We start from the raw sequence: 17,971 nt of genomic DNA, 5'->3' as shown, positions 1-17,971 counted from the left end.
TAGCGCGGTAAGAGATCGCAGTTTGCTAACTGGCACGTTTGCCAATCACGGTAGCGAGTCGAGCAATCGCCGTGCGGATTTCAGCCTCGGATAAAGCGGCGTAACCAATGACCAACGAGCGGTCACGGTAGCGTGGTAAACTACCGTATTCATGCGCTCCCGCTCGCTGAAGCGGATAGAGACCGACTCCGCAATTCAACGCCAAATTCTGCATTTCATCAGCGGCAGGAAGATAAGGCGGGAGCGTCCACATCACGTGCATTCCGCACTCCCTGCCTAACAGGGCGCCGCCCGGGAAGAATTGCTCGATCGACTCGATCAGAGCATCTCTGGCGCCCATATACATTCGTCGGATACCCCGAAGGTGTTGGAGAAATGCACCCTTGTTCAGGAAATCCGCGACGATCGCCTGCTCCAGCCAAGGCGCTCCAATATCCAGCAAAGTCTTTACGCTCCTGGCTTGATCGAGGAGATGCGGAGGTAGAACCGCGTAGCCAACCCGAATTCCGGCGCCGATCGATTTGGAGAATGTGCCAAGGTAGATAACGTGCTCGCGACGGTCTAAACCCGCCAGAGCGGTCAAAGGTGGACCGTCGTATCGGAAATCGCTGTCGTAGTCATCTTCGATTACATAGCTTCCGGTCTGATAGGCCCAATCTAATAGTTGAAGCCTCCGATCGTGGCTCAACGTGCAACCAGTTGGAAACTGGTGGGACGGTGTCACATAGACCAGGTTGCCTGAGAATCCCCCCAACTGCGATACGATCAGGCCCCGGTCATCCAGCTCTATTGGGTACAAATGGGCGCCGTAGCTCCTGAACAGGAAGGCCGCCCCTTGATAGCATGGATTTTCGACCGCAACCGATTGGTCCGATCCGTCAAGGAACAGGCGAGCTAACACGTTGAGCGCTCCCTGAACGCCTGAGGTAATCATCACCTGATCAGGGTCAGCATCAATGCCCCGCGCGGCTCCCAGATGGTCGGCCACTGCTTTGCGCAGCGTGTCCAGACCACGCGGATCTCCGTACTCTGTTTGAAGGCCGCGCGAATGGGCCAGAAAATGCGCCGCGGAGCGTTGCCAGAAGCTCGCTGGAAAGCTTTTCGCATGCGGACGCCCAACAGCGAAGTCAAATTGGGGACGTGTCCGCCTGTCACTCCATGCCTCTAGAGCGCGCCCGGAGGAAACATGCTTCTTCTTTAGGTGAACGCATCTCGCCTGTGAAACTTCGTCAGGGCGCTCCACCAAAAAGGTCGTATCGGGGATCTCATTGACAAAGATACCGGTCTTTGGGCGCGCGGCGATATAGTCCTCGACGGAAAGACGCTCGTAGGCCAGTGTTACGGTGTTGCGGGCAATACCCAACTGCTCCGAGAGACTTCGGGAGGAGGGCAGTTGCTTCCCCGCTTTGAGCGCGCCACTTATGATCAACTCGCGGATCGAATCGTAGAGCTGAACTTGCAATGGTCGCTTGTCCGCGCGGTTCACATTGATCAACATATGCATCGAAGTCCCTAGAAGCAGATACGTTAGACGATGTTCGATAATTCGTTGTGCTGTGGTTTTCGACGGCAGCGCAGGTCGCCTCTGCTTTCAAGTTGCGCTGATACCCCACTCCAGCCCAGCATCGTTACAGTGCAACAAGAGGCTGATAGGTCGAGTAGAGACACGGCAGTTCTTGACTTCCGGTGAAGGCGCAGCAGACGAGCTAAGTTGGCTAGCAGCTGCACCGACGAGAAAAGATCGCGAATGCCAACGGTACCGACTGCTAGTATCGTAGTCTCCCAACGGCGAAGTGTGCAGCACAGCCTGCGGTGGTGAAAGAAAGTGGATTCATACGGACGTCCTCGTTTTAGTTAACCAAGTGATTCATCAGTCGCGCGCGTGCCGGATGAGTTTCTGCGCAATCTTCAGGAAGTTGAACAGGTGAGGCATGCGGTTGTCGCGCCTGTAATTCAGCGAGAGAGAGGCGCCGGGATTGCTTCCTTCATAAGCGCAAAAGGCGGCGCCTGGTCGTTCCGACTGGGAGACGGATTCCGGTACCAGCGCAATCCCAACTCCGACGGAAACAAGACTGATTGCAGTTTGAAAATCCTGGGCCAGCACTTGCGATTTGGGAATGAAGCCCTCAACCAGACAGATCTTGAGAATGTAGTCGGCGAAGCTTGGGCGTGGCTTTCGCGGGTAAAGAACGAACGTATTGCTCTTGAGACCTGCCAGCCGTATTGGACGTGCTTGAGCCGACGCGAACGTCGCGGGCAAAGCGAGAATCAAGGGTTCATGGTGAAGAGGTTCCGCTTTCAATTCCTCATCATCCAATGATGGCCGCGCGACAGCAATGTCGATTTCGCGCTGAATGACGGCCCGCTTCAGCTCAGCATTGTTCATCGCCGATAGTGTCAGTTCGACGTCTGGATATGCCAAGCGAAATGCCTTGATGATGTTAGGAAGAACACCATAAGTAGCTGAGCCAACGAACGCGACGCGAAGATGCCCCAAAAAACCGTGCCCGATCCGCTTGACTTCGCGTTCAGTACGATCGAGACGCTCCAGCACGTCACGTGCGTGTTCGAGAAGAACGGTCCCGGCTTGCGTCATACGTAGCTGGCTCCGGCTGCGATCAATGAGTATGATTCCCAAATCGGCTTCGAGTTGCGCTACCTGGCGGCTGAGCGGCGGCTGCGCGATCGCAAGCCGCGCTGCTGCCCGCCCAAAATGCAATTCCTCCGCCACGGCCACGAAATATGCGAGCCGCCTGAGATCCATCGCATCTTCGCGATCGATCACGGTTTACTCGGGCATTCGCTTGTGTACTCAAGAAAGTTGCGAGTTCTGCCGATCGCCTCCGCGTTCCAAGGTTTGCGACTGCGTCCGCCTGTCCCTGGCATTGCTTCAGTCCGTGCGCGCAAAGGAGCGAAGTTTATCCTCGTCGATCTCGACGCCCAGACCAGGTCCGTCTGGGACGTAAACCTGAAATTCTTCAAATCTGAGAGGTACCACCGCAAGATCCTCGACCAATATGCGCGGACCAAAGTGCTCGGTACCCCATTCAAGCTTCGGTAAGGTCGAAAATGCGGCAAGGTGGGCCGCGGCCCCGATGCTGCTTTCAAGCAGGCAACCACCATAGAGCTCAATACCGTGGGCGGCCGCTACGCCTGCGGCACGCTTCATCTCGAAGAGACCGCCGCTCTTGACGAGTTTGAGAGAGTAGACGGTTCCGCAGCCCATACTGGCAGCTCGCGCTATTTCCTCTTTGGTAAAAGCGGCTTCGTCTATAAGTAGCGGAATGGAGGTGCGAGCAGCAATTCGTGCCATGGCCTCGAGTTGGAGCGCCGAAACGGGCTGTTCGACCAATGCCACGTCAAGTTCTTCCAGGGCCGGCATGAAGCGCAGGCACTCGGCCTCGCTCCAACCCTGGTTTACGTCAACGATGAGGGGCACCTCGCCGCCAAGGCCCAAACGCAAAGTCTGCAGCCGCTTCAAATCGGCCCGGGGGTCCTGAAAGCCGAACTTGATCTTGAACTGTCGATGCTCGCGTCGTCGGAGCTTTTCCTGTGCTTCCTCCAATTCCTGGCTGCTGTCACCCGAAGCCAGCGCCCAGATAACTTCCATGCGGTCGCGGACGCGTCCTCCGAGTAGTGCGCTCGACGAAAGACCGAGCGTTTTTCCGGCTGCGTCGAGAACCGCCGATTCAATCGCCGCCTTGGCCGCGAAATTGCGGGTGGCTGCCTTCCCGAGGCGAACTGCGTTCGCCTCGAACGCCAATGCTGATTGACCATCCATCGTCGGCGCAAGATACTTCGTGATCACAGCCTGAATTGATTCTACGCTTTCCTCGGCCCACCGCGGGCCTCCGAGCGTCGACGCTTCGCCGATACCCGACACTCCATTTTCCAGTAGAACGCGTACAAGAACGAGCCCCTGATGCGTGATCTCCGTGTTGGAAAGCCTATGTCGACGGCGCGTCGGGGCGTCCACAATGGTAGCGCTAATGCTACGGATCGCGGTGTCTTTGGCGGCAGCCCGCGCGTCCTCCACGGTTTTGGCGATTTCGACCAAAGCAGTTTCCATAATTCCTCTCACTTGCAACTCCGGTATCCCTGCCAAACGTCAGACGTTTGGCAGGGATTACGCCGTCTGCTTACTCGGCCGCGATGAGCGTCTTTGCCGACGCCTTCTTCAGTTTGAAGTCGAAACTCAAGACAAGATCAGTCTCAGAGCCTGCTGGTGCTCTATTGAACTTACCGATGAGGCTTTCCTTGACCGCGAATACCGAGTCGTTGTCGAGATATTTTGTGTCGGCGTCGTAGATTTGCGAGATGAGCGATTGATATCCAATTCTGGAGATCATGAAGTGAATGTGGCCAGGTCGCCACGGATGGTGGCCCATATACTTCAAGAGTTCGCCGCCAGCACCGTCATAGGGAATTGGATAGGGTATCGGACGGAGCGCGATGAAGGCATACTCCCCGTTTTCGTCCGTCGTGAAACGACCTCGCAGGTTGTAAGCGGGTTGCTCGGGGTCCTGAAGGTCATAGAGACCATTCGGTGCATCTTCCCAGATATCGATCGCAACACCTTCAATGGGATTTCCGGCGGTATCGGTGATCCGGCCACTGACCTTGACCGTCTCCGAGTTCTCGAAGTTCTTCTGGATAACCGACGCTCCCTTGGGCAGAACTGGTGGGTTCTCTCGATAAAACGGTCCAAGCACAGTCGATTCGCTTTCACCTTCGGTGATGCGATGATCGAGCATATCCACTAACACCTCGACTCCGAGGATATCGGAGATCAGAATGAACTCGTTTCGCTTTTCATTCGAGATATCGCCGGCACGACGCAGAAACTCGCAAGCTGAAAGCCACTCTGCAAAGGTAAGATTTACCTCTTTACAGAAGTCGTGCATGTGCCGGATCAGGCTTGTCATGACCTCGCGATTTCGCGGCGGAATGTCATTCGAGAGAGCCTTTGTCACCACTTCCGTGATGTTTTCCTTGGTTACGTTTCGCATCTTGGAGCCTCCTTTTGTGCAGTCGATCGCGACTGCTTGCTGGTCATGGTCGATAGTGAAATCAAGGTCGTGTTATATTCTCACCAAATAAATTCGTGATGCGCGCAGTCCAGCATCGGCGGGGCAGGACGCGGATCGGCCAGGCCACCAAATCGACCTCGGAAGAACAAAAGCGGGCGTTTACCGGAATCGTAGGACATCTCGCGGACGTGGCCGATGAAGATCGAATGGTCACCGGCTTGAATCTCGTTGGCGAGATCCGTCACAAAGTACGCGGCGGCGTTAGCGATGGTGGGCATCTGGTCGTGGCGGTTGAAAAAGTCGCAGAGTCCTGTCTTTGGCTTTCCGCCAAAGTGCCAAGCGAGATCTTCCATGCCTTCCGCCAGAATGCTTACCGCAAACTGTCGAGACTGCTCGACTTTGGCATGCATCTTGGCGTGCTTCGAAATCGAGATCGCCACAAGAGGGGGATCAAGCGAGATCGACATGAATGCGTTTGCCGTCATGCCATGGTCGTGCCCGTCGTGTCGTGTCGTGATGATCGTCACTCCCGTGCCGAATTGACTGCAGGCGTCGCGCAGTTGCCGGGTATCGATTACGCTCATGAGTCAACACTCCTGGCCAGCATGGGAAGTTCCTTCGGGTTGAAGAGTGCGCTGCTCCACCCCTCCAACGCCGCAGCCGCGGCAGTGAAGCCGGATCTACGCAGAGAGCGGATTCTGCTGCTGGACACGATCTGCCCTTGGCTGCACCGAACGGGCGGCACCGTAAAAGTATCGAAATGCCGCTGCAAAAGACTAACGTTCCCGCCCTTACATGAGCCAAAACGGAAGTCTTCGCCCACGATAAGCAGCTTGGGATTGAGGCTCGCGAGCTCCGTCACGAAATCTGCTGCGGTGCGCCGGGCATAACCGAGGTCGAACCGAGCAACTATGATGTGGTCGGGTAGAAATGCAGAAATGCGGTCGAGTTTCTCGGTCAGAGGAATCAATGCCTCGGCTTCGCCGAAGAAGACTTTTGGCGGTGTATCGAAAGTGTATACGACGGACGGTACGCTGAGTTGTTGCGCTCTTCCGACCGTCTGCCAGATCAATTCTTGATGACCCCGATGCACGCCGTCAAACGCGCCGATCGTCACGACGCTTGCAGCGAGATGCAGCTCGTTTTCGTGATGGAAACGCACAGCCAAGCTGTCGAGCCCGTCGCTCATAATTCGCTCCCCAGCCGATGGTGCGGGACTTCGCCCGCTGCGGCATAAGCGCCAGCAATTGGTCGTTGACGACCAGGCCGCGCGCCTTAGCCATAGCGGAGGTGAGTAGCTAATGCGATGACCGCCGAAGTATTGATTGATACCTTTCTCCGCTTTGATCCGGCGTTTAGCGTGCCGTTCGACAGCCGCGACTAGAGCGTTGGCGACAAACCGTCGGACCGGCTCGGCTTACGCTGTCCGGTCGACTAACCACCGGAGGAGGAGAAACGTTCATGACCATGGCAACTGCCGCGCCACCCGCGCCACCCAAGACTGACACGATTACGAAGACCGGAGCCTTTACCGGGGCCGAATTCCTGGAAAGCATCCAGGACGGACGCGAGATCTATATCTATGGTGAGCGCGTCAAGAATGTTACTACACATCCGGCGTTTCGGAATAGCGCGCGCATGGTCGCGCGCTGGTATGACGGCTTTCACGAAAAGAAACAGCAAATCGGCGTGCTGACTGATACCGGCTCGGGGCAATTGACCCATCCGTTCTTTCTCGGTTCGAAAACAACCGAGGATCTCATCAAGTGCCAGCAGGCGATTGCCGAACTTCAGAAGATTTCATTCGGCTGGATGGGGCGATCGCCTGACTACAAAGCGTCGTTCCTTGGTACGCTCGGTGCAAACTCTGGCTTCTATGGTGAATATGCCGGCAATGCCAAGAAGTGGTATGCTCGCTCTCAGGAACGACTTGATTTCTGGAATCATGCAATCGTCAATCCGCCTGTTGACCGCGACCGCCCGATCGAAGAAGTGCGCGACGTCTTCATGCATGTCGAGAAGGAGACGGATGCGGGTGTGATTGTTTCGGGTGCAAAGGTAGTCGCGACCGGATCCGCGCTGACGCACTTTAACTTTATCGCCCATTACGGTATCCCGATCAAGGACAAGTCATTTGCGCTGATCTTCACTGCGCCCATGGACGCCAAGGGCGTTAAGCTGATTGCTCGATCGTCCTACGAATTTATGGCTGCGGCCACGGGCTCGCCTTTCGACTATCCCTTGTCCAGCCGGCTTGACGAGAACGATTCCATTCTCGTGTTCGATAAGGTTCTGGTTCCTTGGGAGAACATCTTCGTCTACGGCGACATCGAGAAGATCAATACGTTCTTCCCGGCGTCCGGCTTTATACCGCGCTTCACGTTGCACGGAGTGACGCGTTTCGCCGTGAAGCTTGATTTCATCGCGGGCTTGTTTTCGATGGCCGTGGAGGCAACCGGGACTAAGGATTTCCGCGGCGTTCAGGCTGCGGTTGGAGAAGTGATTGGTTGGCGCAATCTCTTCCACGCCATCTCTGACGCGATGGTGAAGTCGCCGATCGCATGGCAGGGCACAGACGGCTACAACTTGCCCAATATGAACTATGCTCTCGCTTACCGCATTTTCGCCCCGATGGCCTACCCGCGTATCAAGGAGCTGATTGAGCGACATGTCGCGAGCGGTCTGATCTATCTACCGTCGAGTTCGGCTGATCTGGAGAGCGACGCTATCCGTCCTTACCTCGACCGCTATGTTCGGGGCTCCAACGGCTATGCTGCTATCGACCGGATCAAGCTGCTCAAGCTTCTCTGGGATGCGGTGGGCACGGAGTTCGGCGGGAGGCACGAACTCTACGAACGAAACTATTCGGGCAACTACGAGAACTTGCGGGTGGAAACGTTGTTGACCGCAACTGCAACCGGAGACCTCGCGGGCATGCAGGAGTTTGTTCGTACTTGCATGAGTGACTACGACGTCTCGGGCTGGACCGCTAAGGATATGATAAATCCGGATGACATCAACCTCATTAGCCGAGGCATGGTGCAGGGGTGAGGTGTACAGCTTTCTTGGCACGGTCGTAAGGTCGGACCGTATCAAGCAGGCCTCTAGCCAGCGTTCGCTACCCCCGCTCGTCGTGCCCGGCGGGTGGGGGGCGGAACATGCCTCGAGTTGCCGCATCGCCTTGGAAGCGTCGAAACCACGTGGAATCAACAGCAGGCGCGAAAGAGAAGCACTGATCCTATGCCGCTCAACTCCGAACAACTATTATCGCGATTCCGTGGAATGGGAGAGCGTCTCACCGCGATCGAACATTTGCGTCAGTTGGGTCGGCTATTCGATGCCACGGTGCTGATTGAGGTCGATGGCACCGAAATCTATCTTACGTTTGATCGCGGCAGCATCACTCGGATCGTCCAAGAAATGGGTCGGAAGATTCCCTGGCAGTTTGCGTTCCGAGTGAGGGCTGAGGCTTTGCAGCGATTCTGGGAGCCGCTGCCTGCGCCTGGGTACCACGATATCTTTGGTCTTGTGAAGCTTGGAGTTGCCCGCATCGACGGAGACATTCTGCTCCTCGTAAAGAACCTGCGTTTCTTCAAGGAATTTTTGGCTTTGGGGAGGACGGGGTCGTGAGCGCCGAGATCGAGTTAATTAATGGTCGTTATGTGCGTCTCGAAATGCCCGCCGTCTGCCATCGACTTTACTTCGAGGAGGCGGGGCGAGGCCGTCCAGTCGTGCTCTTGCACACGGCAGGAGCCGATAGTCGGCAGTGGCGGCACGTGCTGAACGATGCGGAATTGACATCGCGGCACCACTTTATTGCGTTTGATATGCCGTGGCACGGCAAGTCATTTCCGCCTGACGGGTTCGAAACGGCGGAGTACCTGCTCACAACAGAAACATATATCGAGACCATTCTGTCGTTCTGCGAAGCTCTGCAACTTGAGAAGCCCGTTATCGTTGGGTGTTCGATGGGCGGGCGGATCGCACTGCAGCTTGCCGCATTGTATCCAGAAAGGTTCGCGGGGGTCATCGCGATTGAGGCGTCCGACTTCCAGCCAGCATGGTATGATATTGATTGGTTTCATCGCCCTGATGCCCATGGAGGCGAGATGGGTGCCGGCCTTGTCTCGGCCAATATCGCACCGCAGGCGCCGAATTCCGATCGATGGACGACGCTCTGGATGTTCATGCAATCTGGCCCGGGCGTGTTTCGCGGCGACCTCAGTTTCTATACCAGGGATGACAGCTTGGTCGGACGCTTGTCGCGGATCGATACAACGAAATGCCCCGTACACGTACTCTGTGGCGAGTATGATTTGACCTGCACACCAGCGGACGCACAGCGAACGGCCGCAGGCATACCTGGAGCGACGATCGAGATCATGCAAGAGCTGGGACACTTTCCGATGAGCGAGAATCCGGCCGCTTTCAGGCGGTATTTCGTCGAGGCGCTCGAGAAAATGCCGCAATAAGTCTACTCGGTTTCGAAGGCACCTTCAGCCGAGTTTTCACTGCCAGGATCCGGTTTCGACTATATTAGCCACGATGGAGTTCGATCGAATGTCAGCTAACAGCCCGGCTAGGCCTCGCTACTCGCCCGCCCGACGTGTCCCGCTTGGCGCCAGCGGAGATCTGCTTTTTTTGTCGGGTGTCGTCTGCCACGATGAAGATGCACGCGACAACATCGAAATACAAACTCGTCGAATCTTTGCCCGGATCGCTCAAGTACTTGAGGAACATGGGGCCGCGTTGACCAGCATTATCAAGACGACATCGTTCCTTGTGGATTTGGCAGATTACGATTGCTTTAATCGCGTCCGCGTCGAAACCTTCAAGGATTGCAGGGAGCCACCTGCGAGCACAGCCGTAGGTGCCGGCTCGTTGCTCGGCCAGGGCACGCGGTTAGAAGTGGAAGTTGTCGCATTGGTTCGTCCGTACTGACGAAGCAACTGTCGGTATTTGTCTCGCGGCGTTATCGTCCGGTGCTGCTGGGTGTGTTTGTGGAGTACTAGCATGAGGATCAGTGATCACGGTGACCGGCTACGTGTAGTTCAAGCGCTACTGCTCGGTCTCGACGTTCGTCAGACGGCAGCACTGCTCATCGTGATACTGCTTGGTACGATTGCCGGCGTCTATGTTTGCCGCGGAGTCCTCGTCAACAGTACCGGGAGTGACCCCGAAAATCCTGCGTTGTGCTTAAGCTCTGGCTCGGCGCCGAGGGGGCTGAATTGAAATCACAACCTCTTCGCGCTGCCCTATCTCCCGTGCCGGGCTTGATCCTGGTGAATTCCTTCGGAGCAACAGAATGACTAGTGCAGTCGACAAGAGTGGAGTGTCGCGCCGCGACGGCATCAAGATCTGGTCAGCCTTCGCAACGGTCGCCTTGGCTGGCGGATCTCAACCCGTCTTTGCGCAAAATGCCAAACGAACATTCGTTCTTGTGCATGGCGCTTGGCATGGAGGTTGGGTTTGGAGAGAGGTTGCAGTCGCGCTACGTGCAGCGGGTCATACGGTTACGACACCTACAAACACCGGTCTCGGCGAGCGCAAACATCTTCTGAGTGACAAGGTCGATCTTGAAACGCATGTAGAAGATATTGTCTCTCACATAGAGATGGAAGATCTCCGCAATATTGATCTTGTCGGCTGGAGCTACGGGGGCATGGTGACGACGGGAGTGCTCGCGCGAATTAAAGACAGAATTCGTTCGATGATCTATCTCGATGCCTTCGTTCCAGAAGACGGCAAAGCACTTGTCGACTATGCCGATGCTGATACCAAGGCTCTTCTTGACAAGAGCAAGATGGCAGGCCAGCCGTTACCACCCATCCCATTTGAGGCGTTCGGCGTCAAAGATCCCGAGGTCATCAAGTTTGCAGGACCAAGGCTCGCGCTCCAGCCGTGGCGGACCTTCTACCAGCCGGTGAGCGCGCTCAAGTCCAGGCCCGATATTCCTCACACTTACGTGCGTGCGCTCGGTTTCAATCCGTCGCCGTTTATCTATTTCTACGAGGAGATGAAAAAGGATCCAAAGGTCAAGACAATTGAGCTCCAGGGCAGTCACCTCTGCATGTTGACCGAGCCCAAAGCTGTGATCGACATTCTCCTCAATACAGTTTGATCAGTCAAAGTCACAAACTCGCGCGGCCGGCATCTGGGGTGATCGCATTGCGGTCCTCGCGACATTCAGGCGAACTCTTCTTAGAGCGCTTGGAGTATCGCAAAAGTTGGTCGTCGCGCTGAACGAAGTTTCTCCCGTGCTGATGATCAGCACTACCTCTACGGGGGATCCACTTTGGATCCCCCGTTTTTTTTCAGAGCTCAATCTGCCCTCCAACTTCCCGTAGGCTTGTCGAAGGGCAGCAAAGCCTATGCACCGCTGCCGGTTGATAACGGATTATCGAGCGCATCTGCGAGTGATTGAGCCGCAGGCGCAGGGCTATGATTTCTCTAGGACGTAGCCGAAGATGAAAGCCGACTTCGCATGCGATGGCGATGCTCCGCCCGGCGCATAGTCGACGACCACGGCGATCAGCGACTTGCCAGGAATGTTGGGGATCGCCTGTTCGAAGTGCGGCGTGACTTTTGCGCCGGCGTCCTGGGATGCGGAAGGCGTTGCAGTGGCGATGGCGACTGTGGTGCAGGCCGCGCCGATGATGGATCCTATTCTCATGGTGGTGTTTCCTTTGTCCCCACAAATGCTCCTCTCATGGTCCATAAAAAAGGACCAATAAGTGATAAAAATCGTGTACCACGAAGACATGACCAAGCCACTGAACTTGCCGCTCGATCGGTCCGCGAAGACGCCACTGACTGAGCAGATCCGCAAAGGCATCACGGCCGCCATCGAGAGCGGCGTGCTCGCGCCGGGAGTGCGTCTGCCATCCTGGCTGGACCTGGCCGCCCAGCTTGGCGTCGCCCGAGGCACCGTTCGCTCGGCGTACGAAAAACTGTCTGCTGCCCAGCTCATCGTCGCCTCGCGCGCGACCGGAACCCATGTCGCGGATCGGCTTTCCACCACCGTTCGACAGGAAGTCGCGCCCGCTCCTGGCGCGTTCATGCGAATGTATCAAGAGCTCACCGTTGGGCCGGCGATTTTCCAGATGGGTGTGCCCGCGCAGGAAACCTTTCCCGCCAAAATGTTCGCCAGAATTCGCTCATCCGCCGTTCGCGCAGAATTGAGCGCGCCGGCCCTCTATCCGGACCCACGTGGCGAACTGGAACTGCGGCGGGAAATCGCCGCCTATCTGGCCATCGCGCGTGGCATCGAGTGTTCGCCGTCCCAAATCATCATCACCGGCGGCTTCAGCAGCGGCCTCGGACTGGCGCTTCGTGTGCTCGGACTTGAAGGGCAAAAAGTCTGGGTCGAGAATCCCGGCTTCCCGTTCACGCGGCGCGGCCTGGAGCTCGCAAGATTATCGCTCGCGCCGATACCGGTTGATGCGGATGGCATGGATGTCGATTACGGCCTCAACCATGCCTCGGATGCCGCGCTGGTTGTCGTAACGCCGGGGCAGCAGGCGCCGCTCGGGTTCACATTGTCGCTGGCGCGGCGTTTACGCCTACTCGACTGGGCCGCTCGGGAAGGGGCGTGGGTGGTCGAGGATGATTATCTGAGCGAGCTTCAGCTGAAGGGTCGGGCAACGCCTGCGCTTGCCTCGCTCGATCGCGCCGGGCGCGTCATTCACATCGGATCCTTCAGCAAGACACTGACCCCTGCCTTGCGCCTCGGCTTTCTCGTCGCTCCCTTCCAGCTGGCGAGCCGGTTTGCCGAAGTCTCAGCGTGCCTTTCGCCGGCGCCTGGGCCGGCGGTGCAACTCGCGACCGCGGCGTTCATGCGCGACGGCCACTACATGCGGCATCTCCGGCGCACCAAGCGCGTCTATGCAGCGCAAAGCGACGCGCTGCTGAAATTTCTTCGCCCACGCGCCAGCGACGTTTCGATTGCCGGATTGGCCGTGCTGCTGCGATTGCCGGACGGCGCTCCGGACCTCTCGATCGCCAGAGAGACGCTGCCGTTCGGATTGGCGCCCACGCCGCTGTCACTCTGGTATGCGTCGGCGGCTTCGGCGCGACCTGGTCTGTTGCTTGGCATCGCCACTTCTCCACAAAAGAGAATCGAGGCGTCCTGTGATCGGCTCATTCGGATCATCGATCGCCTTAGGTGACGAACGCAGATGCCGCAGGCGATCGTGGCTTGAGGGCTCCAAAGTCCCAAATTGGAGTTAGAACGGCAGGACTTTCCGGCTGCTGGGTGTGCGGCTGGCCGGGGTCAATACGACCCCTGACGGCTACCGCCTGATCAAATCGCTCCGACCGCAACGCTTCGATGGAGAGCGTTGGGTTCCGATTTCGAGCACCACGGCAGCTCAATAGGGGCGTAGCACCAGTCTCCTGAGCTAAGCTTACTATCCGCTACCGCCCGCGCCGGAGTTCCTCGGTCGCGCGCCGGAGGATTTCGTGAAGCCATTCGTGCGATGGCTCGCCCTCAACACGCTCGTGCCACAGCAGTCGGACCTCGACGGGTGTCGTGGTGTAGGGCAGCTCGTGGGTCGTGATCGCATGGGTGTGCTCGAGCGCCCTCGCCACCGGGCGTGGGACAATCGCCGCCAGTTCGGAATCCACGAGCAGCGCGGGCAGGGTAAGAAAATGCGGCAACGAGACCGCGATTCGCGGCGGCCGGTCGCTTTCGGACAGCGCCCGTTCGAGCGCGGCGCGGTCGTACATTTCCGACCGCCTGGCAAGACCCCGCTCGGAGATGAAGCCCCCGATCGCTCCCTCCTGTTCGCCGCCAAAGGAGACGACGACCACCGGCAGGCGTACGCGTTTAGCCTTGTCGAGCCGGCCGAGCTAGCGTTTCCCGCCGGCGATCAGCACGACGTCATACTCGAACAGCAGTGCCGTGCGGAAACGGGTTGGAGGGACCGAGAAGACGCCGATAGCGACGTCGATGCGGCCAAAGTCGATCTGCTCGGCAAGGTCGATCCGCGTTACCGGCTTGATGACCAGGTCGATCGCTGGCGCCTCGCGACCGAGTATCTTTAGCAGCGGAGACGCCAACACCATCGTGGTGAAGTCGTTGGCGGCAAGCGTGCATTGCTTGGTGGCGACCGCCGGAACGAAAGTCGGCAGCTCCTTTGCGGCCATGGTATCCCCGACCCGAAAGAGGATCTGGTCTGAGAGAAGGCAGTGAGCGGGTGACCGGCGGCGGGCAGTCCAGCGTTCAGATATCGGGCCAAGCCAGACAACAGCCTAGCGACCGCAAAGCCTGCGGTGCCTATTGCGAAGGCGCCGAGAGCTAGCCAGAGGAGGTAGTTGAGTGATCTTGGTATGGGGCTCGCAACACGGAACGGTACACTTCCACGGCAGCAACGAGTTGTGTGGATGCCACAACCATCGCCCATTCAGAATTCACGGGAACAAACGTCCACGGCGGTTCAGCTACGCCAAGGCGCGTTGCGGATCAGAATGCATGCATTTGGCATGTGAAATTTGTGGTCGTGTTCTTGGATGTAGTCGGAATTGACGGTGCCGTGAGTCGTCAGAGGCTTCTTTAAGGCCGAGCAAGTCTGAACCTGGATAAAATCTCTTTTGAAATTATCACCGCGGGGAAGGGCGGCGATGACCTGGTCGCGTTGCTCTGGCGTGTATTCATCATATCCAATCCCGACGACGTCCACCAGGACACCCGCGTTTGTGAGACCGATCTCGGGCCGCATAAATTGGGGGATGCCGGGCGTGGTATGTAGCGCGATCGCTTCCCACACCAGGTCCGCTTTCGGGTCGGGAATGCCATGGCTGCGGAGGAATTCGCGCGCAGCGTCGGCGCCATCGACTTCAAACCGCTTTGTGTCGGTATGATAAGCATCGACAAGCCCTAAGTCGTGAAACAGCGCTGCGACATAGAGAAGTTCAGAGTCGAACTTTAGATTCTGGCGAATGCCTTTCATCGCACCAAAGACAAAAACGCGAACTGAGTGGTTGAACAACAGCTCAGACTCATGCTGTCGTACGAGCTCGGCGGCTTCGCGCGCGATCTTGCTATCGGGAATCTTGATGCCAGAAATGTCAGCCATTGGAACGCCTATCTCTGTGTGTGTGTGTGATGTACGCCGTCTGCATTGACCAGGTTAAGGCGAAGCCTGATCGCTCCGATCGCTGGTGTTAGCGACCGGTCTAAAAATTGATGCTGTCCTGTTGTTTCCGACGGTGCCTTTTCACCCCAAATTCGTCCGTCGCGAAATCGAGGCGCTTTACGCGATGCACCACCACGCTTTCCGGCACGATGCGCAAACTATGGTCGCGCCAATCGTCATCCCCAGGATTAAGAGGCATTGCTTCCGCAATTGCGGTAGACTCCGGCCATCCCGACTCGTTCTTATCAATTTCCCCGTGCAAAGGCGGAACTTTCTCAAGCACTTCGTAATCTTCCACCCAACCATCCTCTGCCCAACGGCCCGTGCTCGCGCTGATCTCTGTTCCCTCTGGAACGTTCAGGGGCTCGACGCGGGCTGCCTTATGAAAAAGGATGACATTGAGGACGTCTCCGGCGGCCTGCACTGATGGAAAAATGATGCCGTCAATCGGCGCCGAAGCCTCGGTCGCAAGAAAATCGACTATGGCCTGCGTTGCGACGTATCCAAGCGGTTCGTCATCGGGCATTGTCGGCCGCGTGATATGTCCACTCAGCGACCGCAGGAACACGGCGCTCTCCATTCTCCCAGCTAACCCGAAATCGGCAAGGCTTCCAGTGACGCGGACGTCCCTAAGAGCGGTCAAGTCGAGCAGTCGAAGATTCCTAACGATTTCGAATTGGGCCACCGCGACCTGACTACCAACAGGCGGCCGCACCTCGGCAACAACCGCATTGTGATTGTTTGCACCATAGAAGACCGAGATGCCACGTGCGTTCATTCGGTTGGCCGCTGCCAAGGGGGGCGGCGGCGAGCCGAGGTGGATGTCCGGCCTGCCGAGGGCGGCTCTGAGTTTGTCGTCAGATTGAAAGACCCGAGCGCGATAGAGGATATGAAAATCCGTTCCAGGACCCGCATCCACGACGAGTGGGCGACCGTCGCGCGTTTGCAACTCACCAATACCATCGAAGATTGATGTAAGCTGACTTGCTGCCGTGCGACTGAAAAAGTGGGCCTCGGTTTCGAATGAATTCTCGAAGCTGCGCCAATCCGGGCCTTGAATCATCTAAATTCTCCTTAAGAAGCATCAAGCTTTGGTCGAGTGCCAACGCTGATCGTGCGGCTCCTTCCGCTTTAGACCCAATCACAAGAGATTGAGGTTGCATCAGAGCCGCTCGGGCCGTTGGTTATGGCGAATAGATGCGTTGCGCTTGCGCATAAAATAGCACCAAGATTGATGATTCTGGCTGTACCACAGCGCGATGGCTACCCTCCCCATCCAACTCGATCGTGTCAGTCTGGCCCTGCCAAGTCGTGATGACGTGCCAGTTCGTCTTGCCTTTTTCAGGTTCGCGCTTGACGTCGTCGATCCGCGCAAACAGGTCGTCAATATTGATGCCGTTGACGACTGTCTGTTCGGCTGTCTTCGTTGATGCACCCATGATGGGCTTCCCTTGTTTGGAGTGGGGTGGACTTCACATTTGGATTATTGCAGCGTTGCGAGTACCTGCTGGATGCGCTGGCCCTGTTCACGAGCGGTAGCGACAGGCGGCGAGGCGCACCTGACCCGGAATTACGGGGGAGATCAGGACAACCTCGCCAGCGACGTGCAACCGAGTTTCGTGACCGCGGCGGCGGGTCGAGCAGGCGTTGTTCGGGGAGCGGTTGACCATCTGTAGACAACACGAGTCACGCGCTCATCCGAGAGCAGCCTAACGCGGTTGTCGCTGCCGTCCGCAACTAGGAGAAAGAAGATGCTCTAGCCCTGATCCCCTCGCGGGCACAGCTCGCGCCGGACGAAGCGTGCCAATGAACATTGCCAGCGAGCCGATGCCGACGCGGCCCTTTTCGAGCACGCGGGGTTACGATGTTCATCGCGCAGCATTGTGATCATCGACATGGCGGATCTCGGATGATAGGGAAAGATTCACCTGCAAGAATCTGATCAAAGCGGCGATCCTCGACGGCTGGGGCGATCGCTTCGGAAAAACCGCCCAAATCGCCTGGTCAGAAGGGCGTTCTTCGGCAAGCAGCTCTACCAGCGTTCCGTCGCGTAGATGATCCTGCACGTAGAAATCGGGAAGCTGGCAGAGCCCCAGGCCTTGAATTGCGGCATCCAGCACCGAAAAGCCGCTGTTGCAGCGCCACCGTCCCTGCGGGGCGATTTGATTTTCCTGTCCTGCGGTCTTGAATTGCCAGCGTTGGGCTGTTCCAAGCAGGCATGCGTGGGCGTTTATGTCCGACGAACTCGCGGGAGCGCCGTGGCGTTCCACATAGGCAGGAGCTGCACACACGTGAAGCGACCTTGACCCAAGTTGAACCCGACCAAGACGAGCGTCGGTGATTTCCCCAATCCTCACTCCGAGATCCACGCCGTCGGCGACCAGATCGAGCACACGGTTGGTGAGCTCCATGTCGACGCTGATTTCGGGATGCTCGGCTACGAATCGTCCAATGATCGGGGTGATTGTTCGCTCGCCGTAAGCTACGGCGCAAGTCAATCGGATCAGCCCCTTGATCGCATCCTTGCCGGAAATAACGGAATCGAAGGCCGCTTCGCGGTCATCGATTAGTTGACGGCAGCGCTGCTCAAACAGGCGTCCGTTTTCCGTCAGCGCAACACGTCTGGTATTGCGCACCAACAGCTGCGTGCCTAGGCGCTCCTCAAGCCGATTTATTTCCCGGCTGACCTGAGAGATCGATACTCCGAGGCGGCTGGCCGCGCGGGTAAAGTTACCAGTTTCGGCGACAGCCACGAAGGCATCGAGACCCTCCCAGCTCTGCATTTACATCCTCATCTTTGCGAAT

The 17,971-nt window shown here is 57.3% G+C and carries 16 protein-coding genes and 2 pseudogenes; 6 read left to right on the top strand and 12 right to left on the bottom strand.

The window, feature by feature from the left end:
- Nucleotides 1-25 precede the first annotated feature (25 nt).
- From pdxR (V1283_RS28635) to V1283_RS28610, 6 genes are all read right to left on the bottom strand, one after another.
- On the bottom strand, nucleotides 26-1,504 hold the full coding sequence (gene pdxR / locus V1283_RS28635; RefSeq protein ID WP_334389949.1) for a MocR-like pyridoxine biosynthesis transcription factor PdxR: 1,479 nt from the start codon (nucleotides 1,502-1,504) through the stop codon (nucleotides 26-28).
- 366 nt (nucleotides 1,505-1,870) lie between these two features.
- Nucleotides 1,871-2,785, bottom strand: a complete 915-nt coding sequence (locus V1283_RS28630) for a LysR family transcriptional regulator (RefSeq protein ID WP_334389947.1) — start codon at nucleotides 2,783-2,785, stop codon at nucleotides 1,871-1,873.
- Nucleotides 2,786-2,890: 105 nt separating this feature from the next.
- A complete protein-coding gene (locus tag V1283_RS28625) occupies nucleotides 2,891-4,069 on the bottom strand; it encodes a muconate/chloromuconate family cycloisomerase (protein ID WP_334389946.1) in 1,179 nt (392 codons plus the stop codon).
- Nucleotides 4,070-4,139: 70 nt separating this feature from the next.
- Nucleotides 4,140-5,009: an intradiol ring-cleavage dioxygenase gene (locus V1283_RS28620; RefSeq protein ID WP_334389945.1), complete on the bottom strand. Its 870-nt coding sequence runs from the start codon at nucleotides 5,007-5,009 to the stop codon at nucleotides 4,140-4,142.
- 80 nt (nucleotides 5,010-5,089) lie between these two features.
- The gene (locus V1283_RS28615; RefSeq protein WP_334389944.1) at nucleotides 5,090-5,614 is read right to left on the bottom strand and encodes a flavin reductase family protein; all 525 of its coding nucleotides are present in this window, start codon (nucleotides 5,612-5,614) and stop codon (nucleotides 5,090-5,092) included.
- Entirely contained in the window at nucleotides 5,611-6,219 is a 609-nt protein-coding gene (locus V1283_RS28610) for an FAD synthetase (protein WP_334389942.1), read from the bottom strand. Before V1283_RS28610 ends, V1283_RS28615 begins: the two co-directional genes overlap by 4 nt.
- A 278-nt stretch (nucleotides 6,220-6,497) precedes the next feature.
- On the opposite strand from V1283_RS28610, the gene V1283_RS28605 reads away from it, so the two are divergent.
- The 5 genes from V1283_RS28605 (at nucleotide 6,498) to V1283_RS28585 (ending at nucleotide 11,151) form a co-directional block, all read left to right on the top strand.
- Nucleotides 6,498-8,081 carry a 4-hydroxyphenylacetate 3-hydroxylase N-terminal domain-containing protein gene (locus tag V1283_RS28605; RefSeq protein ID WP_334393216.1) on the top strand — a complete coding sequence of 528 codons (1,584 nt, stop codon included), beginning with the start codon at nucleotides 6,498-6,500 and terminating at the stop codon, nucleotides 8,079-8,081.
- 189 nt (nucleotides 8,082-8,270) lie between these two features.
- Nucleotides 8,271-8,660 (top strand): hypothetical protein, encoded by a 390-nt coding sequence (locus tag V1283_RS28600; RefSeq protein ID WP_334389941.1) that lies wholly within the window; start codon nucleotides 8,271-8,273, stop codon nucleotides 8,658-8,660.
- Entirely contained in the window at nucleotides 8,657-9,502 is an 846-nt protein-coding gene (locus tag V1283_RS28595; RefSeq protein ID WP_334389939.1) for an alpha/beta fold hydrolase, read from the top strand. Before V1283_RS28600 ends, V1283_RS28595 begins: the two co-directional genes overlap by 4 nt.
- Nucleotides 9,503-9,575: 73 nt before the next feature.
- On the top strand, nucleotides 9,576-9,971 hold the full coding sequence (locus tag V1283_RS28590; protein ID WP_334389938.1) for a RidA family protein: 396 nt from the start codon (nucleotides 9,576-9,578) through the stop codon (nucleotides 9,969-9,971).
- Nucleotides 9,972-10,335: 364 nt separating this feature from the next.
- Nucleotides 10,336-11,151 carry an alpha/beta hydrolase gene (locus tag V1283_RS28585; protein WP_334389937.1) on the top strand — a complete coding sequence of 272 codons (816 nt, stop codon included), beginning with the start codon at nucleotides 10,336-10,338 and terminating at the stop codon, nucleotides 11,149-11,151.
- 330 nt (nucleotides 11,152-11,481) lie between these two features.
- Here the strand turns inward: V1283_RS28585 and V1283_RS28580 are convergent.
- Nucleotides 11,482-11,703, bottom strand: a pseudogene (locus tag V1283_RS28580) (cupin domain-containing protein); the annotation flags it as partial.
- 88 nt (nucleotides 11,704-11,791) lie between these two features.
- Here V1283_RS28580 and pdxR (V1283_RS28575) point away from each other — a divergent pair.
- On the top strand, nucleotides 11,792-13,198 hold the full coding sequence (pdxR, locus tag V1283_RS28575) for a MocR-like pyridoxine biosynthesis transcription factor PdxR (protein ID WP_334393214.1): 1,407 nt from the start codon (nucleotides 11,792-11,794) through the stop codon (nucleotides 13,196-13,198).
- Between the two features lie 247 nt (nucleotides 13,199-13,445).
- Here the strand turns inward: pdxR (V1283_RS28575) and V1283_RS28570 are convergent.
- The 5 genes and pseudogenes from V1283_RS28570 to V1283_RS28550 all read right to left on the bottom strand — a co-directional run bounded on the left by V1283_RS28570 (nucleotide 13,446) and on the right by V1283_RS28550 (nucleotide 17,949).
- Nucleotides 13,446-14,177, bottom strand: a pseudogene (locus V1283_RS28570) (LysR substrate-binding domain-containing protein).
- A gap of 290 nt (nucleotides 14,178-14,467) precedes the next feature.
- Complete coding sequence (locus V1283_RS28565) at nucleotides 14,468-15,106, bottom strand: HD domain-containing protein (protein ID WP_334389936.1); 639 nt, start codon at nucleotides 15,104-15,106, stop codon at nucleotides 14,468-14,470.
- Between the two features lie 100 nt (nucleotides 15,107-15,206).
- Nucleotides 15,207-16,229, bottom strand: a complete 1,023-nt coding sequence (locus V1283_RS28560; protein WP_334389935.1) for an RES family NAD+ phosphorylase — start codon at nucleotides 16,227-16,229, stop codon at nucleotides 15,207-15,209.
- Between the two features lie 121 nt (nucleotides 16,230-16,350).
- Nucleotides 16,351-16,605, bottom strand: coding sequence for a hypothetical protein (locus tag V1283_RS28555; RefSeq protein WP_334389934.1), 255 nt, complete (start codon nucleotides 16,603-16,605; stop codon nucleotides 16,351-16,353).
- 429 nt (nucleotides 16,606-17,034) lie between these two features.
- Nucleotides 17,035-17,949: a LysR family transcriptional regulator gene (locus V1283_RS28550; RefSeq protein ID WP_334389933.1), complete on the bottom strand. Its 915-nt coding sequence runs from the start codon at nucleotides 17,947-17,949 to the stop codon at nucleotides 17,035-17,037.
- Nucleotides 17,950-17,971: the final 22 nt, after the last annotated feature.

It is taken from the genome of Bradyrhizobium sp. AZCC 2262, from assembly GCF_036924535.1.
Taxonomy (GTDB): domain Bacteria; phylum Pseudomonadota; class Alphaproteobacteria; order Rhizobiales; family Xanthobacteraceae; genus Bradyrhizobium.
Note: the sequence above shows the minus strand (reverse complement) of the source record. Positions and strands in the feature narration are given on the sequence as shown.